The 16,325-nt window shown below is 48.0% G+C and carries 15 protein-coding genes; 6 read left to right on the forward strand and 9 right to left on the reverse strand.

Annotated features, from left to right (window positions below):
* Positions 1-70 precede the first annotated feature (70 nt).
* The 5 genes from DXT99_RS08935 to DXT99_RS08960 form a co-directional block, all read right to left on the reverse strand.
* Positions 71-1,801: an alkaline phosphatase D family protein gene (locus DXT99_RS08935; protein WP_115565196.1), complete on the reverse strand. Its 1,731-nt coding sequence runs from the start codon at positions 1,799-1,801 to the stop codon at positions 71-73.
* An 887-nt stretch (positions 1,802-2,688) separates the two neighbouring features.
* Positions 2,689-3,681, reverse strand: a complete 993-nt coding sequence (locus DXT99_RS08945) for an AAA family ATPase (RefSeq protein WP_115565198.1) — start codon at positions 3,679-3,681, stop codon at positions 2,689-2,691.
* Between the two features lie 324 nt (positions 3,682-4,005).
* Positions 4,006-4,446: a hypothetical protein gene (locus DXT99_RS08950; RefSeq protein WP_115565199.1), complete on the reverse strand. Its 441-nt coding sequence runs from the start codon at positions 4,444-4,446 to the stop codon at positions 4,006-4,008.
* Between the two features lie 308 nt (positions 4,447-4,754).
* On the reverse strand, positions 4,755-5,147 hold the full coding sequence (locus DXT99_RS08955) for a hypothetical protein (protein ID WP_115565200.1): 393 nt from the start codon (positions 5,145-5,147) through the stop codon (positions 4,755-4,757).
* 318 nt (positions 5,148-5,465) lie between these two features.
* On the reverse strand, positions 5,466-6,581 hold the full coding sequence (locus DXT99_RS08960; RefSeq protein WP_115565201.1) for a hypothetical protein: 1,116 nt from the start codon (positions 6,579-6,581) through the stop codon (positions 5,466-5,468).
* Positions 6,582-6,614: 33 nt separating this feature from the next.
* Here DXT99_RS08960 and DXT99_RS08965 point away from each other — a divergent pair, with 33 nt between their 5' ends.
* The 4 genes from DXT99_RS08965 (at position 6,615) to recO (ending at position 11,066) form a co-directional block, all read left to right on the forward strand.
* Positions 6,615-6,935 (forward strand): 2Fe-2S iron-sulfur cluster-binding protein, encoded by a 321-nt coding sequence (locus tag DXT99_RS08965; protein ID WP_115565202.1) that lies wholly within the window; start codon positions 6,615-6,617, stop codon positions 6,933-6,935.
* A gap of 144 nt (positions 6,936-7,079) precedes the next feature.
* Complete coding sequence (locus DXT99_RS08970) at positions 7,080-7,673, forward strand: thymidine kinase (protein WP_115565203.1); 594 nt, start codon at positions 7,080-7,082, stop codon at positions 7,671-7,673.
* Between the two features lie 89 nt (positions 7,674-7,762).
* Positions 7,763-10,105 (forward strand): type IX secretion system anionic LPS delivery protein PorZ, encoded by a 2,343-nt coding sequence (gene porZ / locus DXT99_RS08975; protein WP_115565204.1) that lies wholly within the window; start codon positions 7,763-7,765, stop codon positions 10,103-10,105.
* A 247-nt stretch (positions 10,106-10,352) separates the two neighbouring features.
* Positions 10,353-11,066 carry a DNA repair protein RecO gene (gene recO, locus DXT99_RS08980; protein WP_115565205.1) on the forward strand — a complete coding sequence of 238 codons (714 nt, stop codon included), beginning with the start codon at positions 10,353-10,355 and terminating at the stop codon, positions 11,064-11,066.
* Between the two features lie 81 nt (positions 11,067-11,147).
* Here recO and DXT99_RS08985 read toward each other — a convergent pair whose 3' ends face one another.
* From DXT99_RS08985 to DXT99_RS08995, 3 genes are read right to left on the reverse strand one after another with little or no spacing between them, the layout of a single operon-like run.
* A complete protein-coding gene (locus tag DXT99_RS08985; protein WP_181885073.1) occupies positions 11,148-11,687 on the reverse strand; it encodes an FKBP-type peptidyl-prolyl cis-trans isomerase in 540 nt (179 codons plus the stop codon).
* Between the two features lie 20 nt (positions 11,688-11,707).
* Positions 11,708-12,670 (reverse strand): FKBP-type peptidyl-prolyl cis-trans isomerase, encoded by a 963-nt coding sequence (locus DXT99_RS08990; protein ID WP_115565206.1) that lies wholly within the window; start codon positions 12,668-12,670, stop codon positions 11,708-11,710.
* Between the two features lie 22 nt (positions 12,671-12,692).
* Positions 12,693-13,715 carry a DHH family phosphoesterase gene (locus DXT99_RS08995; protein ID WP_115565207.1) on the reverse strand — a complete coding sequence of 341 codons (1,023 nt, stop codon included), beginning with the start codon at positions 13,713-13,715 and terminating at the stop codon, positions 12,693-12,695.
* A 228-nt stretch (positions 13,716-13,943) separates the two neighbouring features.
* On the opposite strand from DXT99_RS08995, the gene DXT99_RS09000 reads away from it, so the two are divergent.
* Together DXT99_RS09000 and DXT99_RS09005 are read left to right on the forward strand one after the other, a co-directional pair.
* Positions 13,944-14,363, forward strand: a complete 420-nt coding sequence (locus tag DXT99_RS09000) for a nucleoside-diphosphate kinase (RefSeq protein ID WP_115565208.1) — start codon at positions 13,944-13,946, stop codon at positions 14,361-14,363.
* A 120-nt stretch (positions 14,364-14,483) separates the two neighbouring features.
* The gene (locus tag DXT99_RS09005; RefSeq protein WP_115565209.1) at positions 14,484-15,737 is read left to right on the forward strand and encodes an energy transducer TonB; all 1,254 of its coding nucleotides are present in this window, start codon (positions 14,484-14,486) and stop codon (positions 15,735-15,737) included.
* 79 nt (positions 15,738-15,816) lie between these two features.
* Here DXT99_RS09005 and DXT99_RS09010 read toward each other — a convergent pair whose 3' ends face one another.
* The gene (locus DXT99_RS09010) at positions 15,817-16,146 is read right to left on the reverse strand and encodes a LysM peptidoglycan-binding domain-containing protein (RefSeq protein WP_246000595.1); all 330 of its coding nucleotides are present in this window, start codon (positions 16,144-16,146) and stop codon (positions 15,817-15,819) included.
* Positions 16,147-16,325: the final 179 nt, after the last annotated feature.

Genomic DNA, 16,325 nt, shown 5'->3' on the forward strand with positions numbered 1-16,325 from the left:
TTCTCTATCAAAGCCTGTAATTTAATCTGTGGCAGTTCCACAGCCGCCTTTACTTTCCTTTTTTTTAAGTTTATCCCTCAGAAGCAGTATAGTCAGTAGTAGTAGTGGTGTTTTTCGCGGCAAGTGTTCTTACAAACCGCCAGTCAGCTTGAGCTTCACTGTTTGAGAAAGTGGCCATTACGTATCCTCTGTCTGATGCATTCAGATAATGGAGGTCATCAATAAGCGTGGTAAAGGCCTGCTCCACACCGTCCAGCACTTCAGCGTTGTTGCCAAAAATAAGCTCAATGCCAGGAGATGACACAGAAGAGGCCGCAAACTCTGCCCCTACCTTGTTGCCTGATGCAGCTGACAAGTCTGAATACCAGGCATTGTGCGTGTCTCCAGCCAGGGAAATAAGCTTTTTCCCTGCTGCTACGGCGTATATCATTTCCCGCTCCACAGGGTAACCGTCCCAGGCATCTAAGTTATATGGAAGTACAGTTTCCACTCTGGCCCTTTCTGCATCGCTAACGGTGGTGTCTCCCTGACGTATTCTGACCTTGATGCTGACTAACTGTGTTATCAGGGCAGTTAGCTGAGCGAATAGCTCCGGACTTGCATTACCTGCAGCAATCTGCGATACAACGAGGAGCAATTCAGCAGGAAGAAACATCTTGCCCATCAACACCTGGTTCCCTAATACCTGCCATGTGGCTGAACTGGTTCTTAACGTAGACATGAGCCAGGAGCGTTGTTCTGAGCCAAGAATAGTTCGGTTGGGGGTTTGCCAGTCTGTTAGAAATGCTGCAGCGTCTAATCCGTTTGGTGTTAAGTAGTCATTGTAATTCAGTTGCCTGTCTCTTCCAACAATTCGGGTGTCCAGCATCATTAAATTTACAATTCCGGCAATTTCAAAGTTTCTGTAAATCTTCGCATTGTCCTCAACGCGGGCAGGCAAGTACTCATGCCATGCCTGTATAGCGTTTAGTTTCCGGGTCTCAAAGTCGCCTTCACCTGGTTGATGGTTTTGAGCCCCGTTTTCGTAAGCATTGTTTGCAATTTCATGATCGTCCCAAACACATATAAATGGTTTTAGCTGATGGGCTTTCTGCAATTGCTCATCTCTTCTGTACTGCCGGTACCTGGCCCGGTAATCGTCGATTGTTATGATTTCATCCTTTGGGTGATGTATTCTATCAAGTGCAACGGTCAATGTGTTTGTACCATAACCACCCAGGCCGTATTCATAGATATAATCACCCAAATGCACCACCACATCGGCATCCGATTCAGCCACAGCGCCATACACATTAAACAAACCCGACTGATAGTTTGCACAGGATACCACCGCCATCTTCACTTCAGTGGCTTCTCCGGCAGCTGGCAGCGTTCTGGTTTCCCCAACAATGGAGATGGCTCCGTTGCTTTCGTTTCTAAACCGATAGTAATATTTCGTGTTAGAGGTGAGGTTACTCACATCCACATTTACAGTATTATCGCTAATGGTATCAACCTCCACAGACTGACTCACCAACACCTCATTGAAAGCCTGATCCGTCGCTACATCAAGCAATATCTCAGGTTTACCACTTTCATGAGGCGCAGGAGTGTAGCGGGTCCATAAAACGACCCTTTCCTGCGTTGGGTCAAAACTGGCTACTCCCTCAAAGAATCCAAAATCTTTACTGGGAATGTAGTCTTCATCAACATTACAACTGGTTAGTACAGATGGTAACAGGGTTACACCAGTAGCTGCAATAACGGAGTTACGAATGAAATTCCTGCGGCTTAGCTTTTTTAGAATCTGCTGCTTATCCATAGGTGCTGATTTGGTTGATTTTAGAAATAGTATAAAATATCAGTGAGTGGTAACCTGTGTTTATAACGGTTTATATATTCTTTTAACTTAAGCTATTTTGGGAAACGTATTTAATTTAGAGCGGAGGGCACAAAAGGAGCAGTAGCTTTATGTTCTTACTCTTTTATATTAACTCTTTTATATTAAATTCTATCCTGAAAGACAAAAGGTATTATACCTGTTTCTGATGCAGAATGCAAAAGGTATAGCGGGAGAAAGGAAGTCCGAGAGATTAGGCTGAGATAGTAGACGATGCTATAGCAACAAAGGAAAGTGGCAGCAACTTTCGACAAGAAAAATAAATGGAAAAGTAAGAATATCTAATCTACAGACATATCTCTTGGTAAAAAAGGGGCTGGAGCCTTGACTGATAAAGCATATAGGAGAAACATCTTTATCGCTATGAGTAGAGCGGCTCAGAATTATGCTCTGCGAGAAGCACGCCAGAGAGGCGGGCTTCTTCTAAAAATAATCATTCAGATAAGCAGAGAGTTTGGAGCTATAGGTTAGAGGACGATTCTCGTTTTAAAAAGAGCCAAAAAGGAAGTATGCGATTACGAGTATGATAATTAAACCAACGCATCCTATACCGGCACAACCACCCCGGCCTCTTCCGCCGCCGCCGCCACCCATCAGCTTACGAAACAGATACAATTTAAACAAACCTCTAAGCATATCCTTGAATTTAAGTAAAACAACATAAAGCGCTCCCACACCGGGGCAAACAGCCATATGGTACAGGAGAATTAGGTTTGTTACGCAGGTGTTAGGAAGAGTGTTTGAAAATCAGCGGAAAGAGTACAAATAAGTGCCGTCGTAAAGCAGAGCCCTGAGTTGGTTGCATGCGCTTAGCTGATAGGCACTTTTCGCAGAATGGCTTCTATGAAATCTTTTGTTTTGATGCCGTCAGCCTCGGCTTCGTAATTTAGTATAATGCGGTGATTCATGACATCATGCGCCACCTCTTTAATGTCCTCCGGTAGCACATAATCCCGCTCATCAAAATAAGCCACTGCCTTTGCCGCACGATTCAGGGCTATACTGGCCCTCGGCGACACACCAAACTGGATGTATGGGGCAAAGTCGTTCAGGTCATACTCGGCAGGGCGGCGTGTGGCAAATACCAACTCAATGATATACTTCTCCAGCGTTTCCGAAATCTGTACCTGGTTTATCTCATTCCGGATGGAAAAGATATCCTCCTTCGATAGCACTTTGGACACAGTGTCTGAATAGCTCATGTTGGCCATACGGCGCATAATCTCCAGTTCATCTTCTTTCTTCGGGTAGTCGATGTACACTTTCATCATAAAGCGGTCTACCTGTGCCTCGGGCAGGGGATAAGTACCTTCGTGCTCTACCGGGTTCTGCGTGGCCAGCACCAGAAAGGGCAGGTCCAGCATATACGTAGACTCTCCAATGGTTACCTGTTTCTCCTGCATCGCCTCCAGCAGTGCTGACTGTACTTTGGCCGGTGAACGGTTTACCTCATCAGCCAGTATCAGGTTGGCAAAAATAGGCCCCTTCTTCACCTCAAAAGCAGATGCATTCTGGTTGTAGATCATCGTGCCGATCAGGTCAGAAGGCAGCAGGTCGGGCGTGAACTGGATACGCTGGAAATCAAGATGGAGTGCTTTGGATAAGGAGTTAATGGTTAATGTTTTTGCCAGGCCAGGCACCCCCTCCAACAGAATATGTCCGCCAGTAAACAGGCCGATCAGGAGGCGGTTCACCATGTAGGTCTGGCCTACCACCACTTTACTAACTTCGTTGAAAACCTGCTTTATCTTTTGCTGGTGTGCCTTCAATCTGTCCGGGAATATCAATTCTTCTACTGGCATGCTGCATTAATCTGTAAAACGCATAAATATAGTAATAATACGAGATTAATGGTAAGATATTGTGCGAACAAAAAGACCTTAGCACCATGCAGCAGCTGTGGGGTGGCTGCATGGTGCTAAGGTCTTTTTTAATACTTTGTTATAAAAGCCTGTTTAAAGCTTATGGTATGAACAGCAGGTGTGCACTTCTAAAGATATGAAGGCAGCTGTCCCGATAGAATCAGTCACGCAATAACGGTATTATGCTGTTATGAGAATCCTTGCCCGAACCTGAAACCACTTATCTTCGCTTTGAAAACAGGATACAGACATGTTCTTATAGGCTTAGGCCGCAGCCGCAACAGGAGTTTTTTTTCTTAACCGCTCAATGCGGTCCTGCTGCGCCACACGCACTGTGTCAATCAGCACATTTACGCCGCTTTCATTCACCACGTTCAGGGGCAGCACCATCACATTGTCGTGCGTTTTGATATGTATTTTGCGGTAGCGCGTCATCAGGTAAAGGATCAGGAAAAATCCGCTGAACAGCGCAAAAGAATCATTAAAATAGGTAGTAAGTGCCAGCATAATGCTCAGGCCCAGGTACAGGTTATTGCCTGTCTGCTTAATTTCCCATGTAATAATATCCTCCAGCATAACGGAATCCTTCCTTGGAAGTACCCAGGAGAAACTGATTTTCATGAGGCGATGGGTGGTGAGTACAATTTTCTTGTCCACTGTCTGGATAAGGCATTGTTCTCCTTCGAATAGCTTGTTAGCAGCCATAAGTACTGGAATATTAAGTTTGTGTAATCAGTATGTGTTTCAGCGCAGTGTTCAGTAGCACAGCTTATAAAAATCTTTCTACGTAGTAGATTCCAAAAGCCGACAAAGGGTTGCAAGCATTAGAAAAAATCTAAAATTATTTTTTCAAGCCTTAAAGTAAGAGTAAAAACAAACTCCAAGCAACAATTCTAGTAGCTAACGTTGCGGTTCATAGAAAATTACACTATAATGCCGGAATTGTATCCGTAAAAAGCATAAAAGCCCATCCTGCGGCTGCAGGATGGGCTTTTGGCAGATAGATTTAATTGTTACTCCGACAGGTACAGGTCTCCTTCAAAACCATGCGCGCGCTGGTTTTTAAAGCGGGTGATGTCTGACTGCATGTTGTCGTATATTTCCTGCACCTCTTCATACTCCTGCGCCAAAGGCTTGATGTGTTCACTCAGCAGTTTGGCGGCTAATGGGTAGAACTTAGCGTCATCGGTGTTCTTAACATTCACTTTGAAGGAGCTAACAGCGCTTTCCAGTTTCTTCATGGCTGCAGGGTACTTGCCTTTGAACTGCTGAATGGTGTCACGAAGTTTCTCCCGTATCATCAGGTACAAGTCTTCCTCAAAGGTCATTCCAAAGTCATCATCCTCTTCCTCGTCATCAAAATCGTTGCTGGCGAAGTCATCGTCGTAGTCAAAATCTTCTCTCATGGCTGATAATAAGGTTCTGTTTTATTTAGGTTACGGGTTAAATTTCTCTTTGTGTCAACTAACGGTGATTTTTCTGAAAAACAGGGAAGGGCGTTTTTTTGATGCCCAGGCACAGGCTAAACCCATCACAGCTGCATAATTAGCGTTTCGCTTTCTATTTTGCAACAGCCTGCTGCTCTCTTTTAAGCTGACTCCTTATTTTTAAGGAAGCGGCTTGTTTTATTCTATCAATGTATGGAATATGATGTTGAAAGTGCCTGATAACAAGAGAGGCCATTGCTGCAGCAATGGCCTCTCTTGTTATATATTTAACCTGAGTTACGCAAACTTACGGTCTATCAGGCGCAGTAGCTTGTTTACGTGCTCCTGCTTTTTGCTCCAGTCATACTTGCTAGCAAGGTCTTGTGTTACATGGCGCTTTGCTGCCTCCGGGTCATTGTATTCATCCAGCGCCTTAATGGTATGGTAGTAGGTCATGTTGTCACCGTTAAAGAGCTCGTTAATAAAACTGAAGCGCTGGTTAATAGAAATAGAGTTCTTCAGCGACTCAATTTTCTGGTTACTGTGCGAGTCGGCCAGCGAGGCAGCAGGCGCTTTCCGGAAGTTGTCGTTCAGGGTGGGGCGTGCGTTCTTTGGCGCCTCCTCTTCCGTATCCTCGTCTTCCTGCGGGCGGTAGGCAGGGCGTGCTGCCGGAGCTATAGGAGCCGACGCCTCACGCTGTGCCGTGTGGATAGGCGACACAATTTCCCGTTCACGTGTTGGAGCGGGCGGAGTAGGTTTTGGTATCGGAGTAGCCGCCACAACCGGGGCAGGCTGCCCTGTTACTTCCTGCTCTGAAATAGGCAACAGGCTGCTGAACTGCTGTACCAGTTCACTCAGGGGCGTGCGCTTACCTTGGTTTGCTTTCACGTACAGCTGAAAACGGCTCAGGATATACTCCCGGTCACGGCTGCTGGATGAAAGTGTATCAACAAAGCCTGCAAAAAGTGGCTTGTCAATAGCAATGTATTTCAGGTTCTCCTGCAGCTTGGGCAGTGTAATCTCCTCCTGTATGCGCAGGAACTTCTCCTCAAAAGTTGTTACCGGGGCCAGCACGACCAGAAACGTATCGTAGATAGCTTTCTGTAGCAGCGGCTCTAAGGCATTGCGCTTCATCAGGATCTTGCGCGAGAGCACGTTCATAAAGTTCAGCAGCGCCTCTTTTACGTCCTCATGCTCATAGTCGAAGTAGGGGCTGCGCAGGTTGGCCATCTCCTGGTGCCACTTCAGCAGCAGTTCTTTTATTACAAACAGGTTTACCTGCTTTATCGGCGTAAAACCAAGAAGCTGAGGGCCATTCAGGGTATCGTAGGTGGCGAAGTGACGGTCGCAAAGCAGATTTGCCAGCTGTTTGCTGTAACGCTCTATGTGTAATTGATTATATTTGTCTTCCATGGGGTATGCTTTCTTCTGTAAAGTTATAAAATTATGCCGAAGTTGACGGTGCAAAACCTCGCGCAGCTTGAAGTAAAAGTTGCGCCGGGGCAAACGCTGCTCAAGGCCCTGCAGGCCCAGGGCAACGACTGGATGCACGCCTGCGGAGGCAAAGGCCGCTGTACTACCTGTCGCATCATTGTGCTGCAGGGGCTGGAGCATTTCGGGCCATTAACTGAAGCCGAGAACCGCTACCGCAGCAGGGGGCGCCTGCAGGATAACGAACGGCTGACCTGCCAGTGTACATTAGTAAGTGGCGATGCCACCGGAAAAGTGCCCGAACAGACAAAGTTGCCACACCTTAAATACAGTTAGAAAGTTTAGGAGTTAGAAAGTTAGAGAGTTGAAAAACAACAATTCAACTATTCAACAATAAATTACCGTGTCAGCACGGAAAGCCATCAGCACATTGCCACATTAGAGAATTAGCACATTACATAATTACCACATTACCAGACAATGTTTATTGAACCACGCGTAGGCAACGGTAACCACGCTACCAGGAGAGGATGGGTTGAAGTGATCTGCGGATCGATGTTCTCAGGAAAGACAGAAGAGCTTATCAGAAGGCTGAACCGGGCAAAAATTGCGAAGCAGAAGATTGAAATTTTTAAGCCCAGGATAGACAAACGCTACCATGAGGAGGACGTGGTGTCGCATAACGCCAACTCCATCCGCTCCACACCTATTGACTTTGCACAGGACATGCTGCTGCTGGGTGGTAGCTGCGACGTGGTAGGCGTAGACGAAGCCCAGTTTTTTGACGAAGGTCTGGCCGAAGTATGTGTGAAGTTGGCTAACAGCGGTGTACGCGTTATCGCTGCCGGCCTGGACATGGACTACTTGGGAAAGCCATTCGGACCAATGCCTGCGCTGATGGCGGTGGCGGAGTATGTAACCAAAGTGCATGCGGTATGTGTGCATTGTGGCGATATTGCCACGTACTCCTTCCGAAGTGTGCCCTCCGAGCAGCAGGTGCTTTTGGGCGAAACAGATTCTTACGAAGCACGTTGCCGCCACTGCTTTGTAAAAGGCATGAAAGGGCGGAGTTGATTGTTCCTTCATAAAGCCTGCAGACGGTATTGTATAGCCAGCTGAATGTAATGGAACAATGCCAGACAAAATAAGCCGTTTGTACATTTATGAACCTTAGCCGCAACAAACCCCGACAGACGCAGCGCATGCACTGGCTGTGCTTTCTGACAGTGCTGGGGCTATTGCTGCTCGGCCTGGAGGGGTATGGGCAGAGTAGAATGGCGCTGGGTGCCTGGCAGGTGCATGTTCCCTACCAACAGGGCAAAGCAGTGGCTGACGCCAGGGACAAAGTATATGTAGCTGCCGACAACGGACTTTTCTATTATGATAAGGAGTTTAACACTACTGAAACCATTACAAAAGTAGATGGCCTTCGGGAGCAGCAAATCAGCACCATTGGCTATGATGTGGAAACCAGTACCCTGGTAATAGCCTATGCCAACACACAGGTCGATCTGCTGCGCGACAACATCATCTACAACATCAGCGATATTTTCCGGAAGCCTACTGCCGGAGAAAAAGAAATCAACCACATCTTCATTCACAATAAGCTGGCCTACCTTTCCGGCTCTTTCGGGGTGGTGGCGCTGGATCTGCAAAAGCGGGAGATAAAAGATACTTACAGCAACCTTGGTCCGGGTGGCGAGGCCGTACAGGTGCAAGCCTCCGCCATACTGCGCGACAGCATATACCTGGTTACTAACCTCGGCTTGCTTGCAGCACAGCATACAGGAACTAACCTTCAGGACTTCCATAACTGGTCGGGCCTTAACAATGGCTTACCCACTCCTGAAACTGTTACCAGTCTGGCTGCTTTTAACAACAGGCTTTATGCCGGCACAGCCGCCAGCGGCGTTTACAGCCTGACTGCTGGAAGCTGGCAACCAGCCGCAGTGGCTCCAAACACAGCCATAAACACCATTACCGCATCCAACAACTATCTGACAGTGGCAACAGCAGCAGGTGTGTACCTGCTCGACCAGCAAAACAACATCTCTCACCTAACGCACCAGCTGCTAGAGCAGCCACAGCAGGCTATTGCAGGAGCAGATGGTTTGGTATGGGCAGCTGACAGAACAAACGGGTTTGTGCGGCTAACCATAGATGGGAACGCTGCCGCTGCTTTTGCCCCTGATGGGCCCTACTCCGGCAACAGCTTTCGGGTGTATACGCATGCCGGCAAAGCCTATGTACTAAGCGGTGGCTTTAACGAAGGCTATTCAGAAGCCGGAATACAGGACGGCTTTTTTGTGCATGAAAACGGCGAGTGGACAAGCTATAACCAGTTTCTGTACCCAAACCCGCAGGAGTACGTTCCGGCCCGGGACCTTGTAGCTGCCACCTATAACCCTGTAACAGATAAAATGTACTTCGGGAGCTATGGTGATGGCTTAGTAGAGTGGGGTGGACCAGGCAATACATTGCGCTATAATAACAGCAACAGTACCTTGGTCAGTAACTCCCCTGATGCGGCTGCCAACGCTGTACGGGTTACAGACATGGACGTGGATGCAGCGGGTAACGTGTGGGTGGTAAACAGGCACCAACTTTCTGGCGCACCGGGGCTGCATGTGCTGCAACCAGACGGCACCTGGAAATCTTTTTTGCTGCCGGGGGTAGCGGATGGTAGTAACCTGGACCTGATTCAGGTGGACGACTACAACCAGAAATGGCTCTCTGTTTCGCGCAGGGGAAACACCAGCAGCGGGCTTGTGGTGTTTGATGAGACACAGAACCGGGTGCGCCAGCTACGAGCCGGGGAGGGGAATGGCGGCTTGCCGGACGGTGCTGTCTATAGTATGGCCAAAGACCTGAACGGCGACATCTGGGTAGGTACAGCCAGTGGAGTAGGTGTATATTATAATCCCGGCTTTGTATTTGAAACACAGCCATATGATGCTCACATCCCGGTTATTGACAGGAGGCCGCTGCTGAACGGTCAGATAGTGCGCTCCATTTCAGTAGATGGTGCCAACCGGAAATGGATGGGAACCGACCACGGCCTCTGGCTCTTCAGCCCTGACGGCGATGCAGTGATACATCATTTTACTACCCAGAACAGCCCGCTGCCCTCAGACAAAGTGCTATCAGTAGCAGTGGAGCATAAAACAGGGGAAGTGTTCATAGCCACAGAGGCAGGCGTTGCCTCTTACAGGGCAGGTGCCACCATCACAGAAGGTGAGCCTGAGTGCGCCACTGTTTTCCCGAACCCCGTGCGCCGCGACTATACCGGACTGGTGGGTGTTTCGGGTTTGCCAAACAATGCCGATGTCCGCATCACCGACATTTCCGGAACACTGGTGTACAAGACAAAAGCGCTGGGAGGCACACTGAACTGGGACGCCCGCGATTACAACGGCAAACGCGTGAAAGCCGGGGTATACCTGGTGATGAGTTCAGGTGCGGAAGGTGGGCAAACCTGTATCAGTAAAATAGCCGTACTGGAATAGAAGCTGAATAGCCTCATTGCTTTCTAAGCGTATTTTAATCCATTGCAAATAGTAGACGACACTGCATATGGATTCTTTTTACCTGCCCCTCCGAGGAGGGGATTTTCTGCAAGAGTAAAATATTCCCCTCCTCGGAGGGGCAGGAGTGGGTTTTTACTGTTTTCACATGAGAGCCTATGTTCACTTGAAGGCTCCTGTATGAGAATATGCTTTATATCTTTTATCCTGATACTTGTACCCAACCTTTATGCTAGTTAAAACACGGGGCATTGTACTGAACCATATCAAGTACCGCGAAACTTCCGTTATTGCCAGAGTGTACACGGAGGCACTGGGGGTGCAGTCGTACATCATAAACGGGGTGCGGAAGAAAGGGCCAGGTTCACGCGTTGCCCTGTTTCAGCCGTTCACGCTGCTGGAGATGGTCGTGTATACCTCGCCCAGAGGCGGCCTTACGCGCATATCGGAGTTCAAAATCGCTCATCCTTTTTCCTCTATTCCTTTTGATATCCGGAAGAGCAGTATCCTGCTGTTTCTGTCAGAGATGGTGTCGCGCACTATAAAGGAGGAGGAGGAGAATCCGGTGCTGTTTCACTTCCTTTACAATGCCATCATCTTCTTTGATGCGCAGGAGCAGGGCTTTGAGAACTTTCACCTCGTGTTTTTGCTACAGCTCAGTTACCATCTGGGCTTCGGTCCGGGCTCCGGGGCAGAGATTGTGGAGCAGGTAGCCTTCTCGGCCAATGCCCAGTCTGCTACCTCGGCACCACCTGTGCTGGCGCTGCAGGCGCACGAGCGTTTCTTTGACCTGTTGCTGAAAGATTCGTCACCAGGCATCATTCCTAATGGGCGTGTCCGGCGCGAACTGCTGGACATCCTAATCCGCTACTACCAGTTGCATGTAGACCGGTTGGGTGAGATAAAGTCATTAGCTATACTATCGGAGGTGTTGGCGGAGTAGGAGCAGGGTTAACCGATAGGCATAAAAAAGCCGGAGCTTGTTATATTTAACATGCTCCGGCTTTTTGAGTTTATCAGAAACTTACTGTATGCTTATTACTTCTATATCAAAAATAAGCACTGCATTTGGGGGTATGGCGCCCTGTGAACCGTAGCGGCCATAGCCTAAGTGCGATGGGATATATAGGCGGGCTCTTTCACCTACCTTCATCAGCTTCAGGCCTTCATCCCAGCCCGGAATAACTCTGCCTGCACCAACAGGTTCAACCACAAAGGTTTTGTTCCTGTCTACACTGGAATCAAACTTGGTGCCGTCGAGTAACGTGCCGGTATAGTGCACTTCCACATCATCCCCGGACTCCACCTTTGCGCCTGTGCCTTCCTCCAGCTTTTGGTAATATAACCCAGAGTTTGTACGGGTAACCTCAGCCATATCCACATTGTTAGTACTTAGATACTCCTTAATGAGCTTGTCATCCGTCTCCCGCTGTGCTACCGGGTCAAAATAGTAGGGTGACTGCTCATCCTGAGAGCAGGAAACAAGAGTTCCAATGGTGAAGAAGAAGAGAAACGCCTGTAGCAGGCGGCTTCTCTTTCCTGAATATGACTTAATGTTCTGCATAAGAATAATTTTAGTAGGTACTACTGCTTCTCTACATCCACCAGTTCCACGTCGAAACGCAGGATGGAGTTGGCTGGCATATCAGGGCCGCGGTCCTGCTCACCGTAAGCCAGAGTAGAAGGAACAAGTAAAGTGGCATCGCTGCCTTCCTGCAGCTTCTGAATTGCCTCATCCCATCCCTTTATTACCTGGCCCTCGCCGAGCGTGAATTTGAATGGCTCGCCATTCGCCGCAGGGTTGTTGCGTGAACTCTCTAATTCTTTACCATCCAGGTGCGTCAGCTTGTAATGTACCGAAACCTGGTCGCCTGCACTGGCCTGTGGGCCTTTGCCTGGCTCATTTACTACATAATAAACGCCTGATTCTGTTTTCTGTACATTCTGCAGGTTGTTTTGCTGGATGTACTCCTGAATTCTCTGATCATCCACTTTTTGCTGCTCCACAGCACGCGCCTGCGCTTCCTGCATCTGCTGCTCAAACATCTGCTGCTGGTCTGCCATCGCCTGCTCTCTTGACTGTACTTTCTCTGCTTTGATGAAGAAAGTCAACTGTGAACCTGGCTTGATGAATGGAGGCATCGGCTGGGCGAATGTTTTCGCGAAAAGAGAGTCAGCGCTTACTTTAAACACGCCGCTGTCACCCGGAGACAGCATCATCAGGGCCTGCTCTAAGCTACCCTTAAACGTTGGCTCCATTACCGGGATCATAACCGGCTGGTCCTGGGTGCGGGAATCAAACAGGACAGAGTCTTCAGCGTTTTGGTAAGACATCTGCATCGTCACTACTTCTCCTATTTTGGCGCCAGTAGTGTCCTCAGGAGAAACCTGACCTTTGTTCTCGTACGCACCATCCTCGGTTCTTTCGTAAATTTTATAGGTCAGGCCATCAGCCGTTGTATAAAATTCATCACTGTTATTGTTGCAGCCTTGCAACAGAAAAGCGCCAGCTATCACTGGCAACAAAAATTTGGTTTTAGATAGCATTGATATAAGTTGATATAAATTGTTACTTGGTTAGGGCCTGCTGCAATTGGTCTTTATAAAGCGGCAACAGGCTTTCGAATTTTTGTATGGTGGCCTCCAGTGTGTCCATGGAAATACCGCCAGCTGCGTTTTTGTGGCCTCCGCCGCTAAAATGCGACCGTGCAAACTCATTTGCAGAGAAATCACCTACCGACCGGAACGACATTTTCACAGCCTGGGTGCGATCGATGATGAGCGCTGCAAATACTATGCCTTCAATGGAAAGCGCATAATTTACAAGGCCCTCTGTATCACCTGTTTTAGAGTTGTAGGCTTTCAATTCATCCGCTGTAATGGAGATGTAGGCCGTTTTATACTCCTGTAGCACCACCAGCTTGTCTTTCAGCACATAACCCAAAAATCGCAGGCGCAGTTCCGTAGAGCTGTCGTAAATAAGGCGGTGGATGTTAGAGGTTTTCACGCCAATCTGCAGCAAATCAGCAATAATCAGGTGTACATTCTGAGAGGTGCTTGGGTGCCGGAAAGATCCTGTGTCGGTCATAATGCCCGCATAGAGGCATTCCCCGATGCCCGTGTCTATCAGGTCGGCGTCGCCCATTGCCTTTATCAGGTCATAGACAATTTCGGCTGTGGCGGCCGCGCTGGTATTGGCGTAGTCCAGGTCAGCGAAATCCTCCGGCTCCAGGTGGTGGTCTATCAGCACCTTCGCACCTTGGGCCTGCCGGATATACTCGCCCATCTCGCTGATGCGGGAAAGCGTGTTGAAGTCAAGGCAGAAAATCACCTGCGACTCTGCTATGATACGCTGTACCAGGGCATCGTTCTTTTCAGAGTACACGATTACGTCGTCGTTGCCCTCCATCCAGTTCAGGAATTCAGGGTAATCAGAAGGCGTAATAACCGTAACACGGTGGCCTTTCTTTTTAAGGTAACCTGCCAAACCCAGTGAAGAACCCAACGCATCCGCGTCCGGTTTATGGTGTGTGGTGATCATCACCTCTTTAGGCTCCTGCAAAAGCTCTTGCAGCGCATTGATATTGTGCATACTATAGGTTTAAATCCTCTGATTAATAAGGATATAAGGCGCAAATTTGAGAATAAAATACTTCTAAAGCAATTAATTAGCGCTTTAGGCAGCATCAGTCGTGGTAGAATAACCCTGCGTGCAATATAGGAGTTAACTAAAGTATAATAGAAAGTATGCTGTTTTTATCTGAAATGCCCTACTTTTGCAGTCCGAAACTAAAGTATAACTTATATAGATTAAAGAAACATGGCTGGAAACAAGACATTCACTATGATTAAGCCTGATGCGGTGGCAGATAACCACATTGGCGGTATTACACAAATGATTGAGCAAGGCGGCTTCCGTATTGTGGCAATGAAAAAAACAAAGCTATCTGAGGAGCGTGCCGGTAAATTTTACGAAGTGCACAAAGAGCGTCCTTTCTATGGCGACCTTGTAAACTATATGTCTTCCGGCCCTATCGTGGCAATGATTCTGGAGAAAGACAATGCGGTGGAAGACTTCCGTAAGCTGATTGGCGCTACCAACCCGGCGCAGGCTGAGGAAGGTACTATCCGTAAGAAGTATGCAAAGTCTATCGAGGCGAACGCCGTGCACGGCTCTGACTCTGATGAGAACGCGCAGATTGAAGGCGATTTCTTCTTCTCTGCTGACGAGCGCTTCTAAGCACTAAAAATTACTTATTGATTGAAAGCCGCATAGCCGTAATGGTTGTGCGGTTTTTTTATGTGTAGTATATAGGATATATATTATATTTGGGTCCGAATTAGCCTGAGCAGCTCTAACATGAAACAGACTTTACTTCTCATTGCCTTAGTGCTTTGCCCTCTCCTCACCTTCGCGCAGCAGGAGGATGAATACAGACCCGTCGTGATACATTACAACGCCCAGTGGCAGGTAACCAAACCGGAAGCTGCTGTAGTAAAACGATTGGCCTATTTGCCGGCAAATATCAAACATATAAAAGACCTGAATGCTCCTGAATTTATACATGGCATCAAGGATTACTATGCAAATGACACAATGCTGGCAAGAGGGCATTATAATGAGAGGGGCGAGAAATGGGCCACCTGGTCTTTTTATTACCCCAACGGGCAACTCGACTGCCAAGGCAAGTTCGATAGGTGGAAACTGGTTGGAGAATGGCGGTTCTGGTGGCCCGATGGCAAACCCATGATGGAGGTGTACTACGGGCAGGATTATGACTTAATCATGCGAAACTGCTGGAATCAGCAGGGCGATCAAACCGTGAGGGACGGCAATGGCAGCTATGCCGCTGTTGTACCGGATGAGAATGGTGTGGATATGCTGCTCAAAGGTTCTTACCAGAACGGCTACCAGGCTGGCGAATGGACTTATGGTCCTGAAGGAGGTAATCCGATTGTGCGCCAGAAGTTTGGCGAAAAAGGCAAGGTGCTCGAGGGGGTGATGTATGCCAAAGGCAAAGTAAAGAAAAAGTACACATCCCCGAACAGGCTGCGTGTGGAGCCGGAACCAGAAAATGCAGGAGAGGCCGAAAGGTGGATACCGGACCCTGCCTTTTATGAGAAGGGTTACCCAGTGGTGGCGGATGTGCTCAGCCTGGAGGTTCAGAAGGTGGAGGTTGACAAGAAGCTAAAGTCTGTTACAAATCATTATTACAACATCATTCAGCGGTTTGAAGGCGGGGCAGACACTACAGTTTTTGGTGCGCCTGTTGTATTGCCTGTTTTCAAAAGAAATGTGCAATCCTTTATCAGCACGCATTATAAGTTTCCCGAGCATTTGCGGAACCAGCACATACAGGGAATCATGGTGGCCACCTTTCTGGTGGATAAGGAAGGGGTAATAAAGGACCCCATCATCATAAAGAGTTTGGACCCTGCGCTGGACGAAGCATACCTAAAAATGATAAACAAAATGCCTGCCTGGCAGCCGGGTACTGTTAACGGGAAACCAGCTGAGATGCTCATGACTTTGCCGCTTCGAATCAAAGGGAGCTACATTGTGGCGGAGCATGAAGGGTTTGGAGGTAGGAGAGGGAGGGGTAGGAACTTTTAAAAGCCTCTGGCTATCAGGTTGTGAAAAACAGCAGCGGCCAGCATAAAATGCTGGCCGCTGCTGTTATAAGTGAGTTGATTTAGTCTCTCGGAATCACGAGGCGCTGGCCTGGCCGGATCAGGTCCGGATTAGGGCCTACTGTGTCTTTGTTTGCTTCGTAAATGCGCTTCCAGGCATTGGCATCGCCATAGTGCTTCTTGGCAATTTTAGAAAGAGAGTCCCCGCTCTGCACAGAATAAATATCCTGCGTAGGAGTGGTAGGCTTTATCTGACTCTTGTCATTTTCATTGTAAAATGCTTGGTTCGGGTTTCCCGGAGTTGTGGTTACTTTTTCTGTTCCTTTCGGGTTTGTAGCCGGCTTTGCTGCTGGTTTTGCAGGCGCTTTTTCCCCCTTCTTAAAAAAATCCATTAATCCCATATCGGTATAAATTTTAAGTCAACGTTAAATAATTAGGCGGCTACGATGCTTAGCAAAAGCCGCTTAACATAAAATACGCCTGCAAAGGGAGTTAGTTGTGCCGCTGCATTGCAACGGCATGATATAGAAGACCGTAAGAAGCAAGCATACGAGGCTATGGCAGTGGCTCA

This window comes from Pontibacter diazotrophicus (assembly GCF_003367245.1).
Classification (GTDB): Bacteria; Bacteroidota; Bacteroidia; order Cytophagales; family Hymenobacteraceae; genus Pontibacter; species Pontibacter diazotrophicus.